16 protein-coding genes are annotated in these 17,385 nt (G+C 50.2%); 4 read left to right on the plus strand and 12 right to left on the minus strand.

All coding sequences use genetic code 11. From position 1 onward, the window contains the following. Positions 1-45 precede the first annotated feature (45 nt). Complete coding sequence (gene polA, locus HMPREF2711_RS04250; protein ID WP_070615648.1) at positions 46-2,838, minus strand: DNA polymerase I; 2,793 nt, start codon at positions 2,836-2,838, stop codon at positions 46-48. A 181-nt stretch (positions 2,839-3,019) separates the two neighbouring features. Here polA and HMPREF2711_RS04255 point away from each other — a divergent pair, with 181 nt between their 5' ends. The 4 genes from HMPREF2711_RS04255 (at position 3,020) to HMPREF2711_RS04270 (ending at position 7,041) form a co-directional block, all read left to right on the plus strand. Next, on the plus strand, positions 3,020-3,520 hold the full coding sequence (locus HMPREF2711_RS04255; RefSeq protein ID WP_003748119.1) for a hypothetical protein: 501 nt from the start codon (positions 3,020-3,022) through the stop codon (positions 3,518-3,520). Positions 3,521-3,573: 53 nt separating this feature from the next. After that, positions 3,574-4,236 (plus strand): PspA/IM30 family protein, encoded by a 663-nt coding sequence (locus HMPREF2711_RS04260; RefSeq protein ID WP_003748118.1) that lies wholly within the window; start codon positions 3,574-3,576, stop codon positions 4,234-4,236. A 214-nt stretch (positions 4,237-4,450) separates the two neighbouring features. Then, a complete protein-coding gene (locus tag HMPREF2711_RS04265) occupies positions 4,451-5,116 on the plus strand; it encodes a YqiJ family protein (protein WP_003748116.1) in 666 nt (221 codons plus the stop codon). A gap of 212 nt (positions 5,117-5,328) precedes the next feature. Continuing rightward, positions 5,329-7,041: a flotillin family protein gene (locus HMPREF2711_RS04270; RefSeq protein ID WP_003748114.1), complete on the plus strand. Its 1,713-nt coding sequence runs from the start codon at positions 5,329-5,331 to the stop codon at positions 7,039-7,041. Between the two features lie 371 nt (positions 7,042-7,412). Here the strand turns inward: HMPREF2711_RS04270 and HMPREF2711_RS04275 are convergent, their stop codons facing one another. From HMPREF2711_RS04275 to HMPREF2711_RS04320, 11 genes are all read right to left on the minus strand, one after another. Further along, positions 7,413-7,838 carry a F0F1 ATP synthase subunit epsilon gene (locus HMPREF2711_RS04275; RefSeq protein WP_003748113.1) on the minus strand — a complete coding sequence of 142 codons (426 nt, stop codon included), beginning with the start codon at positions 7,836-7,838 and terminating at the stop codon, positions 7,413-7,415. Between the two features lie 10 nt (positions 7,839-7,848). Next, entirely contained in the window at positions 7,849-9,246 is a 1,398-nt protein-coding gene (gene atpD, locus HMPREF2711_RS04280; RefSeq protein ID WP_003748111.1) for a F0F1 ATP synthase subunit beta, read from the minus strand. A gap of 38 nt (positions 9,247-9,284) precedes the next feature. Further along, the gene (gene atpG / locus HMPREF2711_RS04285; protein ID WP_003748108.1) at positions 9,285-10,160 is read right to left on the minus strand and encodes a F0F1 ATP synthase subunit gamma; all 876 of its coding nucleotides are present in this window, start codon (positions 10,158-10,160) and stop codon (positions 9,285-9,287) included. Positions 10,161-10,184: 24 nt separating this feature from the next. Beyond that, positions 10,185-11,732, minus strand: coding sequence for a F0F1 ATP synthase subunit alpha (atpA, locus tag HMPREF2711_RS04290; protein WP_003748105.1), 1,548 nt, complete (start codon positions 11,730-11,732; stop codon positions 10,185-10,187). Positions 11,733-11,742: 10 nt separating this feature from the next. Further along, positions 11,743-12,276: a F0F1 ATP synthase subunit delta gene (locus HMPREF2711_RS04295; protein WP_003683778.1), complete on the minus strand. Its 534-nt coding sequence runs from the start codon at positions 12,274-12,276 to the stop codon at positions 11,743-11,745. Between the two features lie 4 nt (positions 12,277-12,280). Further along, positions 12,281-12,751, minus strand: coding sequence for a F0F1 ATP synthase subunit B (locus tag HMPREF2711_RS04300; protein ID WP_003708446.1), 471 nt, complete (start codon positions 12,749-12,751; stop codon positions 12,281-12,283). 73 nt (positions 12,752-12,824) lie between these two features. Beyond that, positions 12,825-13,061, minus strand: a complete 237-nt coding sequence (gene atpE / locus HMPREF2711_RS04305; protein WP_003748101.1) for a F0F1 ATP synthase subunit C — start codon at positions 13,059-13,061, stop codon at positions 12,825-12,827. Positions 13,062-13,125: 64 nt separating this feature from the next. Further along, complete coding sequence (gene atpB / locus HMPREF2711_RS04310; RefSeq protein WP_003748099.1) at positions 13,126-13,992, minus strand: F0F1 ATP synthase subunit A; 867 nt, start codon at positions 13,990-13,992, stop codon at positions 13,126-13,128. Next, positions 13,982-14,335: an ATP synthase subunit I gene (locus HMPREF2711_RS10810; protein WP_003748097.1), complete on the minus strand. Its 354-nt coding sequence runs from the start codon at positions 14,333-14,335 to the stop codon at positions 13,982-13,984. Before HMPREF2711_RS10810 ends, atpB begins: the two co-directional genes overlap by 11 nt. A gap of 280 nt (positions 14,336-14,615) precedes the next feature. Then, a complete protein-coding gene (locus tag HMPREF2711_RS04315) occupies positions 14,616-15,476 on the minus strand; it encodes a ParB/RepB/Spo0J family partition protein (protein WP_003748096.1) in 861 nt (286 codons plus the stop codon). Between the two features lie 101 nt (positions 15,477-15,577). Then, a complete protein-coding gene (locus tag HMPREF2711_RS04320) occupies positions 15,578-17,359 on the minus strand; it encodes a bifunctional chorismate-binding protein/class IV aminotransferase (RefSeq protein WP_003748094.1) in 1,782 nt (593 codons plus the stop codon). Positions 17,360-17,385 lie beyond the last annotated feature (26 nt).

Below are 17,385 nucleotides of genomic sequence, written 5' to 3' on the forward strand. Positions count from 1 at the left end.
ATAAATATTTCCTTAAGTTCAAAATAAATAATTGGTGTTACTAACTCAATGCGCCTCTTCCCAATTCATACCCACACCAACCTCAGCCACCAGCGGCACGTTCAACATTCCTTCATCCACTTTCGCCATAATCTGCGGTAGTTTTTCTTTCACTAAATCCAGTTCGGCTTCGGGTACTTCCAACACCAGTTCGTCATGCACCTGCATAATCAGTTTGCTTTTCAGATCGTATGAAAGCCAACGGGATACGTCTATCATGGCGCGTTTGATGAGGTCGGATGCGGTGCCCTGCATGGGGGCGTTGATGGCGGCGCGTTCGGCTCCGGCACGGGCGTTGGCGTTTTTGTTGCGGATGTCGGGCAGGTAGAGGCGGCGGCCGAACAGGGTTTCGACGAAGCCTTGCGCGGCGGCTTGTTCTTTGGTGCGCTGCATGTATTCTGCGATGCCGGGATAGCGGGCGAAGTAGCGGTCGATAAAGTTTTTAGCGGAGATGTTGTCGATGCCCAATGATTTGGCGAGGCCGTATTGACCCATGCCGTAAATGAGGCCGAAGTTGATGGTTTTGGCGTAGCGGCGCTGTTCGGACGAGACGTTTTCGGGGGCGATGCCGAATACTTCGGCGGCGGTGCGGCGGTGTACGTCTTCGCCGTTTTGGAACGCGGCGATGAGGGTTTTGTCGCCGGAGAGGTGCGCCATGATGCGCAGCTCGATTTGGGAATAGTCGGCGGAAACGATGATGCTGCCTTGCGGTGCGGTAAAGGCGCGGCGCACGCGGCGGCCTTCGGCGGTGCGGATGGGGATGTTTTGCAGGTTGGGGTTGTTGCTGGCGAGGCGGCCGGTGATGGCGACGGCTTGGGCGTAGGTGGTATGCACACGGCCGTCTTTGGGGGAAATCATTTCGGGCAGTTTGTCGGTGTAGGTGGATTTGAGTTTTGCCAGGCTGCGGTTTTGCAGGATGATTTTGGGCAGGGGGTAGTCGGGCGCGAGCTGTTCGAGCACGGCTTCGTTGGTGGAAATGCCGCCTTTGGCGGTTTTTTTCAGGCCTTTGGTGGGGATGCCCATTTTGTCGAACAGGATTTCTTGAAGCTGTTTCGGAGAGTTGAGGTTAAACGGCTGGCCTGCGGCAGCGTAGGCTTCTTGTTCGAGCTTCATCAGCTCGGCGCCGAGTTCTGCGCTTTGGCGGGCGAGTTCGGCGCGGTCGATTTGTACGCCGTTGCGTTCCATTTCAAACAATACCTGCGCAACGGGCAGCTCCATTTTTTCATACATTTCAAGCTGTTTGGCGTCCATTTGCGCGCGCAGGTGCGCTTCGAGGCGCAGGGCGAAATCTGCGTCTTGGGCGGCGTATTCGGTCGCCTGCCCGATGGCGACGTCGGCAAAACTGATTTGCTTTGCGCCTTTGCCGCACAGCGATTCGTAGGTAATGGTTTCCAAGCCGAGCCAGCGTTCGGACAATTCGTCCAAACCGTGTCCGAGATGGCTCTCAATGATGTAGGAAGCAAGCATGGAATCGCCGGCAATGCCGTTCAAGGCGATGTCGTAGTTGGCGAAAACGTGTTGATCGTATTTGAGGTTTTGCCCGATTTTTTTCAGGGCGGGGTTTTCCAAATGCGGTTTCAGACGGCCTAATACGTCTTGCAAATCAAGCTGTTCGGGAGCGGCGGTCAGGCTGTGCCCTACGGGGATGTAAACCGCTTCGCCTGCTTGGAACGCGATGCTGATGCCGACCAGCGCGGCGTTCATCGCGTCTAATGACGTGGTTTCCGTATCGATGCCGATTGTGTCCGCCTGCGACATTTTGTCCAACAAAGCGGCAAACTGCGCTTCTGTGGTAATGGCTTGATAATCCAGCTTTTCAGGGGCTGGGGCGAGTTCGGGTTGTTTTTCAGGCTGTGTTTCCATCGCCAATGCGGCCTGTTCGCCAATATGCTCGCTGCCGAACAAATCCGTGTTTTGCGCTTCGTGCATACGGCTTTCCGCCTCTTTCAACCAAGTGCGGAAACCCCAGCGTTTGAAATCGACAACCAGCTGCGCCCATTTAGGTGTAGTACGGCGCAGGCTTTCGAGGCCGTCTGAAAGCTCGGTGTGCAAGTCCACATCGGTTTTAATCGTTACCAAGTCATACGACAGCGGCAGTTGGGGCAGCGCGGCTTGCAGGTTTTCGCCGACCTTACCCTTGACTTCGCCAGCGTGTTCCATCACACCGGCCAGCGAGCCATAGGCTTCCAGCCACTTCACCGCAGTTTTCGGGCCGCATTTTTCCACGCCCGGCACGTTGTCCACCTTGTCGCCCATCAGAGCAAGATAATCGCGGATTTGGTCGGGGCGCACGCCGAATTTTTCCTTCACGCCTTCAATATCCAGCGTTTCGCCGCTCATCGTGTTCACCAGCGTCACGCGCTCGTTCACCAACTGCGCCATGTCCTTATCGCCGGTGGACACCACCACGTTCCAACCCGCTTCGCCAGCCATCTTAGCCAAAGTACCGATAACGTCGTCCGCTTCCACCTGCGGAATCACCAATACCGGCCAGCCCATCAGCCGCACCAAATCCGGCAAGGCTTCCGCCTGCGGGCGCAAATCGTCCGGCATTGGCGGACGCGTCGCCTTATAGTCGGGGAACATCTCGTGGCGGAAATTCTTGCCCTTCGCATCAAACACCACCGCGCAATAGTCGTGCACATAATCCGCACGCAGACGGCGCAGCATGTTCAACACGCCATACATCGCCCCCGTCGGTGCACCGTTGGGCGCAGACAAATTCTGCCCCATAGCATGATAGGCGCGGTAAAGATAAGAAGAGCCGTCAACGAGAAGGAGTGTGGGTTTGTTGGACATGGAGAACCTGCTGTGTGTATGAAAATAATGTACGGATTATAAAGGAAAAGGCCGTCTGAAAACCGAAAATCAGGTTTCAGACGGCCTGATGTTTACATAAATATACGGTTTCAGGTATTGCGCCTCAGAATCCCATCTTGTATATTTGTATTCAAATGAATACAAACCAAAACAAACGAATATGAATGCAACGAACCGTATCCCAATCAGCGTGCGCATCACTCAGGAAGATGCTGATTTTATTGCCGAACTTAAAATCGAAGGTGCGAATACGCCGTCTGAAAAAATCCGCGAACTGCTCAAACTGGCGCGCTTGTCGCATACGCAAACGCGCGATTACGGCTCCGCACTGACGGCGCAGGAGCAATTTTTCCAAGCGGCGAAACACGAAATCTTGCACGCTGAAAAACAGGCCGGAGTGCATTCGCATATCGTGGCGAGGTTGTTTGAACAATTGCCCGACTTAGGCGCAACACTCGCCGCCGACCTGCCCGAAGAAGCCGATCTCGACGATTTGAAAAAATACGAACGCGAACTGATGTGGCGCATCGTCCGCCTGACCGACAGCATCTTGCAGCTCGCCGTAACCGGCAAAGGCGCGGCATATGACGACACCGTGCTGCAACAGCTTGAAAATACTTTGAAACTGGCAAAGATTGTGCAGCAGGCAAATGAAGTTTAAGACTGCCTCCATACCAAATGAAACAAACACATTTTAGTGAAAGGAAAATCCAAATGAGCGAAACCCTATCCCGCCGAGTAGGCCGTCTGGTAAGCGGCGGTTTTCATGCCCTGATTGATGCGGCGGAGAACCTTGCACCTGAAGCAGTCATGAACGAGAGCATCCGCGAAATCGAGCGGGCGGTGGACGAAGTACGCGCCGAGTTGGGCAAAGTGTTGGCGCAGAAACACCTTGCCGCCAAGAAAATGGCGGACGAGAGCAACCGCCACGAAGCCATCGATGCCAACCTGCAAGCTGCCGTGGATGCCGGTCGCGACGACCTTGCCGAGGCGGGCATCGCCGAACAGATGGACATCGAAGCGCGTCTGCCCATCTTGGAAAACACCATCGCCGACTGCGCCGCGCAGGAAAAAGAGCTCGAAGGCTTTATCGCCGCCCTGCAGGCAAAAAAACGCGAGATGCAGCAGCAGTTGCAAGACTGGTGCGCGGCGCAGCAGAACGCTGGCGCAGGTAAAGCTTCAGGCGGCAGCGACCTCAACCGTATCGCCCGTGATGCTGAAAAAAGCGGCAACGCTTTCGACCGAGTGATGGGTCGTCAGAACGCGGTACACAGCAGCACCGATGCGGCGCAGTTGGCCAAGCTGAAAGAACTGGAAGACTTAAGCCGCAACAACCGCATTGCCGAACGATTGGCGGCGTTGAAGGCGAAATCATAAGCCATATTGAGGAAATCGCGGTTTCAGACGGTCCCTATCCTCACAGGGCCGTCTGAAAAAAGAAAACCATACACACCTCAATAACAAAAAGATGCCGGATTGGGAAAAATCCTGTCAGTTATAACAAATTAATAAAAATATCCATATCCAATCGGCTTAACTTTAAAATAAAATATATGCCGTCTGAAAATTAAAAAGAATAAGGAAATGCAATATGTGGAATTTAATCAACGCCCCCGAAACTGAAATCTTCGGCATTGCCATTGCGCTGATGGTTTTGCTCGGTGTGTTTGAAATCATTTCCATGCTGGCAGGCGGTATTAGCGACTGGTTGGACAACCTGTTGCCCGACAGCCTGACCGAAACTGCACACGCCGAGGTCGGATTGGATGTGGCGGATGCAGGCATATTCGTGCGTTTCCTGAGCTGGCTGTATGTCGGACGTATCCCGGTATTGATGTTGATGGTGGTGTTTCTTGCCGTATACGGATTAACGGGTTATCTGTTTCAGACGGCCTTTGCCACTGTATTCGGCAGTTATCTGAATGGCACGCTGGCAGCAGTCATCGTTTGGTTTCTTTCCCTGCCCTTGGTGCGCGTAACGGCTGGCGGTTTGTACAAAATTATGCCGAAAGATGAAACCACTGCCGTTTCGCAGGAAAGTTTAATCGGCCGCGTCGGCACAGTGGTGTTGGGCGAAGCTCGGGTAGGCAATGCGGCACAGGTGCGCGTGAAAGATGCTTACGGCCAACAGCATTATGTGATGGTAGAGCCTGACTCTGATGATGTATTGAAACAAGGCGATGCGGTATTGCTGGTGTCGTTGGACGGAAATACATTTAAGGCGATTTTAAATCCGAGCGGAAGCTTGGTGGATTGAGGCCGTCTGAAACCGCTGATTCATCGATACGGGAAAAATAGATACTTTACCGCCCTATCCCCACCATCTGGAAATTTGAAATAACAATTAGAAAAACAACCACCCTATTATTTCAACCCATATTTTTAAACCCTTTCAGACGGCCTCTTTCCCTCAAAGCCTTCTGAATCCACCGCCCTCAAAGGCATATTAACAAGAAGAAAGGAAAAACCATGAACTTGGTCTCCATCGGCACCATCGCCGGCGTCATACTCGTCGCGCTAATTGTACTCGGCCTCATCCTGACCCGTCTGTACCGCCGCGCCAGCAAAGAAGTCTCATTTGTCCGTACCGGTTTCGGTGGCGAAAAAGTCATCATGAACGGCGGCGCGATGGTGCTGCCCGTGCTACACGAAATCATCCCCGTCAACATGAATACACTGCGCCTTGAAGTGCGCCGCGCGGCGCAGCAGGCGCTGATTACCCGCGACCGGATGCGCGTTGACGTAATGGCTGAATTTTACGTCCGCGTCAAACCCAGCGCCGAGAGCATTGCGACCGCCGCACAAACGCTGGGTATGAAAACCATGTCCCCCGATGAACTGAAAGACCTCGTCGAAGGTAAATTCGTTGACGCCCTGCGCGCCGTTGCCGCCGAAATGGCGATGGAAGAGCTGCATGAGAAACGTGTTGATTTCGTTCAGAAAGTACAACAAGTCGTGAGTGAAGACTTGTTCAAAAACGGTCTCGAACTCGAAACCGTTTCCCTGACCGGCCTCGACCAAACCAGCTTTGAGTTCTTTAACCCGCAAAACGCCTTTGACGCGGAAGGTTTGACCAAACTGACCGAAACCATCGAAGGCCGCCGCAAAAAACGTAACGAAATCGAACAAGATACTGACTTGGCAATCAAAACTAAAAACCTCGAAGCCGAGCAGCAACGCCTGAAAATCTCACGCGAAGAAGAATACGCCAAACTCGAACAAGAGCGTGAGATTGCCGTGCGCCGCGCCGAACAAGAGGCCAGCATTGCCGAACAAGAATCTCAGAAAAAACGCGAGGCGGAAGAAGCCAAAATTGCCGCAGAACGCGAAGTGGATTTGAAACGCATTGCCGCCGAACGCGACATTAAAAACGAAGACATCCGCAAAGCCCAAGCCGTCGAGCAGGCAGAGGTTGAACGCCGCAAAGCCATCGAGTTGGCCGAGCAAGACCGCGCCATCGCCGTTGCCGAGAAATCGCGTGCCGAATCCGAAGCCAAAGCAGAGGCCGACAAAGCCCGCGCCGCCGCCGTTCGCGAGGAAGAGAGCGTGATTACCGTACGCGAAACCGAACGCGCCGAGCGTGCCAAAGCGGTGGAATTGATTGCCGCCGAAGAAGCCGCACAAAAAGACGCGATTTCGCTCACCGTCGCCGCTGAAGCCGAAAAACAGGCTGCACAAGACCGAGCTGAAGCCGTGCGTATCGCCGCCGAAGCCGAAGCCGAGAAACAACGCCTGCAAGCCAAAGGTGAAGCCGATGCCAAAATCTTGTTGGCGCAAGCGCAAGAGCAACAATATAAAGTTGATGCCGAAGGTACCCGCGCCGTCAACGAAGCCGCTAACGTGCTGAGCGTTGAGCAGGTTGAAATGCAAGTCCGCCTTGCCCTCTTGAAACACCTGCCCGACATCATCCGCGAATCCGTCCGCCCAATGGAAAAAATCGAAGACATCAAGATTTTGCAAGTCAATGGTCTGGGTGGCTTTGCCGGTGGTGCAAACGGCGCGGAAGGCGCTTCAGACGGCCAAACCACACAAGCCAGCCTTGCAGACCAAATGGTCAACAGCGCCCTGCGCTACCGCAGCCAAGCTCCGTTGGTTGACGGTCTCTTGAAAGAATTGGGACTGAATGGTGGCAACATCAACGGTCTGACCCAAGGACTGGATAAAACCATCGACCAATCATAAACAGATACCGTCATAATGGTTTAAAGGCCGTCTGAAACTTTTCAGACGGCCTTTTGTTTAGACAAGAGCTTCCGCAAATTCTAATATTTTCAATACTGACCAATTCAGATCTGTTGCGGTTGCAATAAATTAGGAATTATCCAACCTACTTTTTGTGGTTAAAAAAATTGAGTGGGCTATTCTTAGCCAAATAACAAGGCTAACTGCTTTGACAATGATCCACCAACAATTGAGTCATAAAAACTGATTCTACCGTTTCGATTTCAAACTTGCCATCTACTCGTCTATCGACATTTCAATATCAAGCCACTTATCTTCAGGCAAATAAAAAAGCACAACATTTCGTTGTGCTTTTTCTTAATGAACCCACATTACTTGTTTTTTTGCGAACGAAGGTAGTCCAAAGTTTTCAGCTGGGCAATGGCTGCTGCCAATGCTTTGTGCGCTTCGGCCAGAGATTTATCATCTTTGGCTGCAGAAACACCTGCCTCGGCTGCTTTCTTAGCTTCTTCAGCACGCACCTGATCCATTTCGGTACTGCGGACGGCGACGTCTGCCAATACGGTAATCTTGTCAGGCTGTACTTCTAAAACACCGCCGGAAACAGCAACCAGCACTTCTTCAGCTTCACCCGGAACAGTCAAACGCAATGCGCCGGGGCGTACCAAACTCATAATCGGCTCGTGTCGTGGATAAATACCAAGCTCACCTTGAACGGTCGGAACTACCACAAAGCTGGCTTCGCCCGAATAGATGTTTTGCTCGCTACTGACCACTTCAACTTGCATGACGCTCATGCCGACCTCCTTAGTTTAAGGTTTTCGCTTTCTCAACTGCTTCTTCGATACCGCCTACCATGTAGAACGCTTGTTCAGGCAGATGGTCGTATTCGCCGTTCAAGATGGCTTTAAAGCCGGCAATGGTATCGCGCAGGGCGACATATTTGCCTGGAGAACCTGTAAACACTTCTGCAACGTGGAACGGTTGAGACAGGAAGCGTTGGATTTTACGGGCACGCATTACAGTCAGTTTGTCTTCATCAGACAATTCGTCCATACCCAAAATGGCGATAATGTCGCGCAATTCTTTGTATTTTTGCAGAGTGGACTGTACACCGCGCGCCACGTCGTAGTGTTCTTGACCCAATACCATCGGATCCAATTGGCGTGAAGTAGAATCAAGCGGGTCAACTGCCGGGTAAATACCCAAAGAGGCAATATCACGGCTCAATACGACGGTTGCGTCCAAGTGGGCAAAAGTTGTCGCTGGAGACGGGTCAGTCAAGTCATCCGCAGGTACATATACGGCTTGGATGGAAGTAATGGAACCAGTTTGGGTAGAGGTAATACGCTCTTGCAAACGACCCATTTCTTCAGCCAATGTCGGTTGGTAACCCACTGCAGAAGGCATACGGCCCAACAGTGCGGATACTTCGGTACCGGCCAGAGTGTAACGGTAGATGTTGTCAACGAAGAACAATACGTCGCGACCTTTACCGTTTTCGTCTTTTTCGTCACGGAAGTATTCGGCCATGGTCAAACCGGTCAAAGCAACGCGCAGACGGTTGCCCGGAGGTTCGTTCATTTGGCCATACACCATGGCTACTTTATCCAATACGTTGGAATCTTTCATCTCGTGGTAGAAGTCGTTACCTTCACGGGTACGCTCACCCACACCTGCGAACACGGACAGACCGCTGTGCGCTTTGGCGATGTTGTTAATTAATTCCATCATGTTTACGGTTTTGCCCACACCGGCACCACCGAACAGACCTACTTTACCGCCCTTAGCAAACGGACACAGCAAGTCGATCACTTTAATACCGGTTTCCAGCAATTCGGTAGTTGAAGACAACTCGTCGAATTTCGGAGCAGTTTGGTGAATGGCGCGGCTCTTGTCGGTATCGATCGGACCTGCTTCATCAACAGGCGTACCCAATACGTCGACAATACGACCCAATGTACCTTTACCTACCGGCACAGTGATTGGCGCACCAGTATTGCTTACAGACATGCCGCGTTTCAGGCCGTCTGAACTACCCATTGCAATAGTACGGACAACGCCGTCGCCCAGAAGCTGTTGAACTTCCAGAGTCAGACCGTTCTCGTCCAATTTCAGGGCATCGTAAACATGCGGGATAGCGTCACGTGGAAATTCCACGTCAACCACCGCACCAATAACTTGTACGATTTTGCCTTGGCTCATTATCGTATCCTAATTTCCTGTTCAGGCTTCAGACGGCATTAAACTGCCGCTGCACCTGCTACAATTTCTGACAATTCTGTGGTAATCGCGGCTTGACGCGATTTGTTGTACACCAAGCGCAATTCTTTGATGGCATTGCCTGCGTTGTCGGTTGCGGCTTTCATCGCTACCATACGCGCGGCTTGTTCAGATGCCATGTTGTCGCTCAATGCCTGATAAACCACAGACTCTAAATAGCGGCGAACCAAATATTCCAATACGGCGATAGGACTCGGCTCGTAGAGGTATTCCCAAGTAAATGAAGAATGACCTGTTCCGTCGTCAATAACGTTTTCACCGATAGGCAGCAAAACTTCCATACGCGGCTCTTGGCGCATTGTGTTGATAAAACGTGAGTAAACCATATGGATACGGTCTAATTCATGTTTCTCATAACGTTGGAAGATTTCGGTCAAAGGGCCAAGCAACGCTTCCATTTTCGGGGTATCGCCCAAATTGGTTGCACTGGCAATAACGTTCAAACCGATGCTTTGGCATGCAGCCAAACCTTTACTACCCAGGCACACGACTTCGACTTCGATGCCTTGTTCCTGATACTCTTGAACTTGCGCCAAAAACTTTTTCAGTACGTTTGCGTTCAAGCCGCCGCACAAACCTTTATCCGAGGTAATCAAAATGAAACCGGCACGGCGCACTTCGCGGTGCGGCTCCAACAATTTGATACCATGATCGGCATTGGTCTGTGCAAGATGGCTCATCACTGTACGCACTTTTTCGGCGTACGGACGCGCTAAGCGCATCCGGTCTTGAGTCTTCCGCATTTTAGAGGTCGACACCATTTGCATCGCTTTAGTGATCTTTTGGGTATTTTGAACACTACGGATTTTGGTGAGAATCTCTTTTCCGACTGCCATTTCAGACTCCTTTCATCTCAATACTTATGCTTGGTAAGCGTAAGAAGATTTGAAAGATTTCATGGCTTCGGTCAATGCTTTTTCGCTTTCGTCAGACATTGCGCCTGATGCATTAATCGCATCCAGAACCTCAGGATGTTGCGTACGTACGAAACTCAGGAATTCTGCTTCGAAAGCCAAGGCTTTGGATACCGGAACATCTGCGTAAGAACCGTTGTTGATCGCCCACAAAGTCAATGCCATTTCGGCAGTGTTCAATGTGCTGAATTGTTTTTGTTTCATCAATTCAGTAACCACTTCACCGTGTTGCAGCTGTTTGCGTGTTGCTTCGTCCAAATCGGAAGCAAATTGGGAGAACGCCGCCAATTCACGGTACTGTGCCAACGCCAAACGGATACCGCCACCCAGTTTTTTGATGACTTTGGTTTGTGCCGCACCACCTACGCGCGATACGGAAATACCGGCATTGATTGCAGGACGGATACCGGCGTTGAACAAGTCGGTTTCCAAGAAGATTTGGCCGTCTGTAATCGAAATTACGTTGGTTGGTACGAATGCCGATACGTCACCGGCTTGGGTTTCAATAATCGGCAACGCAGTCAGAGAACCGGTTTTGCCTTTTACTTCGCCATTGGTCAGTTTCTCAACTTCGTTTTCGCTGACACGGGCTGCACGTTCCAACAGACGGGAGTGCAGGTAGAATACGTCGCCAGGATAGGCTTCACGGCCAGGTGGACGGCGCAGCAGCAGGGAAATTTGACGGTATGCAACGGCTTGTTTAGACAAGTCATCGTATACGATCAATGCATCTTCACCGCGGTCACGGAAGAATTCACCCATGGTACAACCGGAGTAAGGAGCGATGTATTGCAGCGCAGCGGCTTCAGAAGCAGTCGCAGCAACCACGATAGTATGTTCCATCGCGCCATGCTCTTCCAATTTGCGTACTACGTTGGCAATAGAAGATGCTTTTTGACCGATAGCCACATAAATACAGATAACGCCTGTACCTTTTTGGTTAACGATGGCATCCAGTGCTACGGCTGTTTTACCGGTTTGACGGTCACCAATGATCAGCTCACGTTGGCCACGACCAACCGGAACCATAGAGTCAATGGCTTTTAGGCCGGTTTGCATGGGTTGGTCAACCGATTTACGCGCAATCACACCCGGTGCGATTTTTTCGATTGGAGCAGTCAAAGTTGTATTGATTGGACCTTTACCGTCGATAGGACGACCCAATGCATCAACTACGCGGCCAACCAATTCGCGACCGATTGGCACTTCCAAAATACGGCCGGTACAGGTAACTGTATCGCCTTCTTTAATGTGTTCGTACTCACCCAACACTACGGCACCAACGGAGTCGCGCTCCAAGTTCATGGCCAGACCGAAAGTGTTACCGGGGAATTCGAGCATCTCACCTTGCATCGCGTCTGACAAGCCATGAATGCGCACAATGCCGTCTGTAACAGAAACAACGGTACCACGGGTACGCACTTCTGTATTGACGGACAGATTTTCGATTTTGGCTTTAATCAAATCGCTAATTTCAGCAGGATTAAGCTGCATGAAAACTCTCCTAATTTGTCATAGTCGCATACAAAGCATTCAGTTTGCCTTGTACGGACAAATCCAAGACCTGATCACCCACTTCTACTTTGATGCCGCCGATTAATTCAGGGGCAACTTTAGTTACCACATCCAATTTGCTGTTGAAGCGTTTTGTCAGGATATCGGTAACATCGGCCAGCTGCTGAGAACTGAGCTCATACGCGCTGTAAATTACTGCCGATTTCGTATTGTTGTGTATCAAGGTCAAATCTTGATATTGGGCATAAATTTCCGGCAATACCAGCAAACGCTTTTGCTCGGCCAAAACGGTAATAAAATTTGCCAATTCGACATTTTTGATACCGACAAGACCTTTGAGCGTTTCTGCCTTTTCGGAAGCTCCCGTTTCCGGCTGCTCGATGAAAGCAATGACTTTCTCATCTTGAACAACCGCTGCGAGTTCTTTCAGTTCGCCCAACCAAGACTCGATTTGGTTTTTTTCCTGAGCCAGACTAAACAATGCTTTCGCATAAGGTCTGGCAATCGTTGCGAACTCTGCCATAAGATTACAGCTCCTGTTTTAAGGCACTGAGCAGATCTGCATGTTTGGAAGCATCGACTTCTTTACGCAGGATAGATTCCGCACCTTTAACAGCCAATGAAGCGACCTGTTCACGCAACACTTCGCGTGCACGGTTAACTTCTTGCTCTACATCAGCTTTTGCTTGGGCTGCAATGCGTGCTGCTTCATGAGAAGCTTGCTCTTTGGCTTCTTCTACAATTTTCGCAGCACGTTTTTCGGCGTTGGCAACCATTTCGGTTACCTGATTACGCCCTTCGGCCATAAGTTCTGCAACTTTTTTCTCTGCCTGCTCAAAATCGCTCTTACCGCGCTCGGCGGCAGCCAAGCCCTCGGCGATTTTTGCGGCACGCTCATCCAATGCTTTGGCAATCGGAGGCCATACGAATTTCATCGTAAACCAAACCAAGCCAAAGAAAACTAGGATTTGCGCAAATAAGGTTGCATTAATATTCACGTTACTTAACCTTCGTATCTGGGTTAATCAAACAGACGGCAAGCCTGTATCTGAACGGATCGCTCCGTCTTGATTACGCACCACCAAACGGGTTAACGAAGGCGAACAACAGGGCAATAGCCACACCGATCAAGAAAGCCGCATCGATCAGACCAGCGATCAAGAACAGTTTAGTTTGCAGCGGACCGATCAGCTCAGGTTGGCGAGCAGAAGATTCCAAGTATTTAGAACCAACCATTGCGATACCGATAGAGGCACCCAATGCGCCCAAGGCAACGATCAAACCACATGCGATAGCAATCAAACCCATTTTTAAACTCCTTAAAATAGTAAAGGTTAAACTACAAAAAACAAACTACGAAAAAACTACTTGATTAGTGTGCATCATGCGCCTGTCCGATATATACGAACGCCAACGCCATGAAAATAAATGCCTGCAAGGTGATGACCAAAATGTGGAAAATCGCCCAAGCCAAACCGGCAATCAGGTGGAACACAAATAAAATCGGATCCAAAGTTTCAACACTGCCGGTTGACGCCCATGCACCGCCCAACAGGGCAATTAACAGGAACACCAGCTCGCCAGCATACATATTACCAAACAACCGCATACCGTGGGATACGGTTTTGGACAAAAACTCTACCAAGTTCAGCAGGAAGTTGGCCGGAGCAAGCCACGGACCAAAAGGTGCGCAGAACAACTCGTGAATCCAACCGCCAAGGCCTTTGATTTTGACATTGTAATAAATACAGATCAGCAATACGCCAATCGCCAGAGCCAAAGTCGTATTCAAGTCAGCTGTCGGCACGACACGCAACAGGGCATGATGATTACCGGTAATGCCTTGCCATGCCATCGGCAGCAAATCAACCGGCAGCATATCCATGGCATTCATCAAGAGAATCCAGACAAACAAGGTCAGACCCAACGGGGCAACGGCTTTACGCGATTGTTCGTTATGGATAATGCTTTTACACATGTCATCCACGAATTCGAACAGAATTTCAACAGCCGCTTGAAAACGACCGGGAACGCCGGCCGTCGCTTTTTTGGCACCGCGCCACAAAAGGAAGCTGCCGATTACGCCCAACAGAACGGCAAAAAAGATTGCATCAAGGTTAATGAACGAAAAATCAGCAATGTTTTTCAGTCCTTGACCCTGAGTAACATCCGACATACTGGTCAAGCTTTGCAAGTGGTGCTTGATGTAGTCGGCAGCGGTCATAGTTTCACCTGCCATAGTGTTTTACTCTCAACAATACTAAAAAAACCAAATGACTGACGCCAAGAAACGCCAATAAAAATGGGTAAAATACCAGTGATCGATGCCATATCGCGAAAACGACCAACATAGATACCAGCGACAGCACTACTTTTAAAACCTCTCCGCCGACAAACATCGAGCTTTGCAACTCGGGATTTCGTCGGGAAAACTTTAAAAGTAAAACTGCAACAAGGGTAGGGACAATGTACGAAAATCCTCCCGCCAAAGCAGAGAGGAAGCCGGGCAATCCGGAAAATAATGCACAAACAACTGAAATTATTAATAATACAATCACTTGCAATGGGACTATCTGATTCATTGTACTTTGTACCCCAAAAAGCAAGGCAGGCTAATATAATCAAGAAGTTTGTTAACGTCAAGCAATATGTTAATCTTTGTGAACCTTTCACAAATAAATGATTAACACATATAAAACAAATCTTTGCTGGAATGGAGTTTAACACAAATTACATGTTGTTACATAGATTTTACAGAAGATTTTGATTTGTATTGTAAACATTTATACGCTCTACGCTTTTTCAAAAATTGAGGCCGTCTGAAAAGCTTTTTTCAGACGGCCCGTTCTATTTATAAAGCCGTTAGAACGCTTGATTGATGCCCAACTGCTTCAGCAAATATTCGAATGTTTCCGGCGTATCAAAATGCAGCACGATTTTGCCTTTTTTCTGATTACTGGTTTTGACTTCGGCATTAACACCCAAATGCTCGGTCAATGCATCATTGATGCGGCGGATATCCGGGCTGATGGTTTTGGCTGCTTCGGGCTTAGCTTTTTGATGTGCCAATTGGCTGCGGCGTTCTACTTCGCGCACCGACCAGCCGTTTTTGACGGTTTTTTGCGCCAACTCCAATTGATCGACCACATGCAAGGTCAGCAACGCACGGGCATGACCCATTTCCAGACGGCGTTGGTAAAGCATTTCCTGAACCGGCTCAGGCAGGCTCAACAGACGCAGGCTGTTGGAGATGGCACTACGGCTTTTACCGACGGCTTTTGCGATGGTTTCGTGAGTCAGACCGAATTCGTCGGCGAGGCGTTTCAAACCTTGCGCTTCTTCAATCGGATTGAGGTTTTCGCGTTGCAGATTTTCAATCAAACCCATGGCCAACGCGGTTTCGTCGCTGATGGTTTTGATGACGACGGGAATTTCGGTCAAACCGGCCAACTGGGAAGCACGCCAACGGCGTTCGCCGGCAATCAATTCATATTGAGACAGACCACGTTCGCGTACGATAACCGGCTGGATAATACCTTGCGCTTTAATGGAGTCAGCCAATTCCTGCAAGGCTTCGTCATCCATTTGCACACGCGCCTGATAGCGGCCGGGCTGAATATCGGCGATGGCAACCGTTGTCAGGCGGTCGCTACTGCTGCTGTCCACCGCATTGGATATCAGCGAATCCAAACCGCGTCCCAATCCACCTTTTGCTTTTGCCATATTGTTTTCCCTTTCAGACGGCCTCAATGTTGAAATGACGTATTCTATCGGATATTGCCGCTTTACGACAATTTGAATCACGATGATTTGACTATTGCCATTTATTTACGGAGCGAAACCGCAAACACGCCCCTTAAAGCATTGCTCAAGCGGATTTCTTCCGCATTTTCCAACATAGAACGCGTGATGCGGGTTTCTTTGATTGTATCCGCACCTAAAAGCCGCGGCTGCTTCAATACCGCTTGGCGCATCACTCCGTTCAAAATATCCAAATCCAAAGACGGCGTAAGCCATTGTCCCTGATATTTGATAAACACATTGCTTCTTCCACCCTCTAACAACAGGCCGTCTGAATTGAAAAACAAGCTGTCAAATGCGCCCTGCCCTTCTGCCGTTTTCCATGCTTGGTCAAAAATTTCACGGCGTGTGGTTTTAAAACGGCGCAGATAATCGCGTTGGCTTAATGTGTGTTCACTCAGGATGACATATTGTTGCCCATCCAATTCAGAAACAGCCGCATGGCTCAATGCAAGGCCGTCTGAAAACAAGGCTGCTTTGACTCTAAACAACCCATTTGGCAATGCATCTATATAATGTTGGATTTGCTCTATTGCATTTTGAGGCCAAGGCAGGTTAAACGCTTGCGCCGAGCTGTTCAGACGGCCCAAATGCAAATCAAGCAAACGGCATTGTTTGTCTTCCACGCGCATGGTTTCAAAAATACCGAAATCAGGCCGCAAGTCATTGAGAAAACGCGCCTTCCAACCGCACTCGCGATATTCGGCCTCCGGATCGCTATCAATCACAATCCCCGAACCCACGCCATAAACACCTTGATAAAGGCCGTCTGAAACCGGCTTCAGAGATAAAGTGCGGATCACGACATTAAACACGCCTTCAAACCCCAAACCCGTATCACACGGATGCAAAAAGCCGATGCTGCCTGTGTACAAACCGCGCGGTTCGGATTCAAGGGACTCAATAATCTGCATACTCATGCGTTTGGGTGCGCCGGTGATACTGCCGCACGGGAAGGCTGCACGGAGAATATCGGCAACCGAAACACCAGCCAGCGCCTGCGCTTCGATGGCACTGGTCATCTGCCAAACACTGCCGAAACGGGAAACTTTAAACGGTTCAGGCACGCGTACTTTGCCTGTTTGCGCGATTTTGCCGAGGTCGTTGCGCAACAAATCGACAATCATCACATTTTCGGCGCGGTTTTTCGGATCGTTTTGCAATTCAACGGCGCGGCGTTCATCTTGCCCATCGTGAAGAATCGGCGCAGTGCCTTTCATCGGCTCAGTTGTAATCAAGCCGTCTGAATCGATTCTGAGGAAAAGTTCGGGAGAAAAACACAAAGTCCACGCGTCCTGCCCTACCCCGTCGGGCAGACAAGACAAAACGGCATACGGCACAGGCTGGCGCAAGCGGCGGTAAAGCTGGATCGGATTGCCGTATGCTTGCAGGTGCAGGCGTACGGTGTAATTGATTTGATAGGTATCGCCGCGGCGGATGGCTTCGTGGATTTGACGGATATGCTCGAGATAATCGGCTTCGGATACGGAGAATCGGGGAATAGAAATACCTGCCTCAAGGCCGTCTGAATGATTGGCCAGCCAGTTTTCGGCATCGATTTCGGAATAATCGGCAAACCAGTGCAAACGCAGACTGCCACTGTGGCCAGACGGAATATCCATCAGCGGCAATCCGAATTCGTAGTCTGCAAACAACACTGCATGCAAACCCTTTTTCCAGCCAGCTTGCAAAATACTTGTTAACGAATCCAGTTCGTTATGATAAAACCGATGGCTTTCTACATGATTTTGATAGAGTTTTGCTCGGCCGCTCACGGCATCGTCAAACAGGGCGAAATAAGGCATGATTGCTGTACAAATAGGCTGATTAT

Origin of the sequence: Neisseria sp. HMSC070A01 (assembly GCF_001810165.1) — a bacterium.
Lineage (GTDB): Bacteria > Pseudomonadota > Gammaproteobacteria > Burkholderiales > Neisseriaceae > Neisseria.

Bases quoted from the DNA above. Each gene is read 5' to 3' on its own strand.
- polA (WP_070615648.1), bottom strand. From the start codon at position 2,838: ATGTCCAACAAACCCACACTCCTTCTCGTTGACGGCTCTTCTTATCTT.
- HMPREF2711_RS04255 (WP_003748119.1), top strand. From the start codon at position 3,020: ATGAATGCAACGAACCGTATCCCAATCAGCGTGCGCATCACTCAGGAA.
- HMPREF2711_RS04260 (WP_003748118.1), top strand. From the start codon at position 3,574: ATGAGCGAAACCCTATCCCGCCGAGTAGGCCGTCTGGTAAGCGGCGGT.
- HMPREF2711_RS04265 (WP_003748116.1), top strand. From the start codon at position 4,451: ATGTGGAATTTAATCAACGCCCCCGAAACTGAAATCTTCGGCATTGCC.
- HMPREF2711_RS04270 (WP_003748114.1), top strand. From the start codon at position 5,329: ATGAACTTGGTCTCCATCGGCACCATCGCCGGCGTCATACTCGTCGCG.
- HMPREF2711_RS04275 (WP_003748113.1), bottom strand. From the start codon at position 7,838: ATGAGCGTCATGCAAGTTGAAGTGGTCAGTAGCGAGCAAAACATCTAT.
- atpD (WP_003748111.1), bottom strand. From the start codon at position 9,246: ATGAGCCAAGGCAAAATCGTACAAGTTATTGGTGCGGTGGTTGACGTG.
- atpG (WP_003748108.1), bottom strand. From the start codon at position 10,160: ATGGCAGTCGGAAAAGAGATTCTCACCAAAATCCGTAGTGTTCAAAAT.
- atpA (WP_003748105.1), bottom strand. From the start codon at position 11,732: ATGCAGCTTAATCCTGCTGAAATTAGCGATTTGATTAAAGCCAAAATC.
- HMPREF2711_RS04295 (WP_003683778.1), bottom strand. From the start codon at position 12,276: ATGGCAGAGTTCGCAACGATTGCCAGACCTTATGCGAAAGCATTGTTT.
- atpE (WP_003748101.1), bottom strand. From the start codon at position 13,061: ATGGGTTTGATTGCTATCGCATGTGGTTTGATCGTTGCCTTGGGCGCA.
- atpB (WP_003748099.1), bottom strand. From the start codon at position 13,992: ATGGCAGGTGAAACTATGACCGCTGCCGACTACATCAAGCACCACTTG.
- HMPREF2711_RS10810 (WP_003748097.1), bottom strand. From the start codon at position 14,335: ATGAATCAGATAGTCCCATTGCAAGTGATTGTATTATTAATAATTTCA.
- HMPREF2711_RS04315 (WP_003748096.1), bottom strand. From the start codon at position 15,476: ATGGCAAAAGCAAAAGGTGGATTGGGACGCGGTTTGGATTCGCTGATA.
- HMPREF2711_RS04320 (WP_003748094.1), bottom strand. From the start codon at position 17,359: ATGCCTTATTTCGCCCTGTTTGACGATGCCGTGAGCGGCCGAGCAAAA.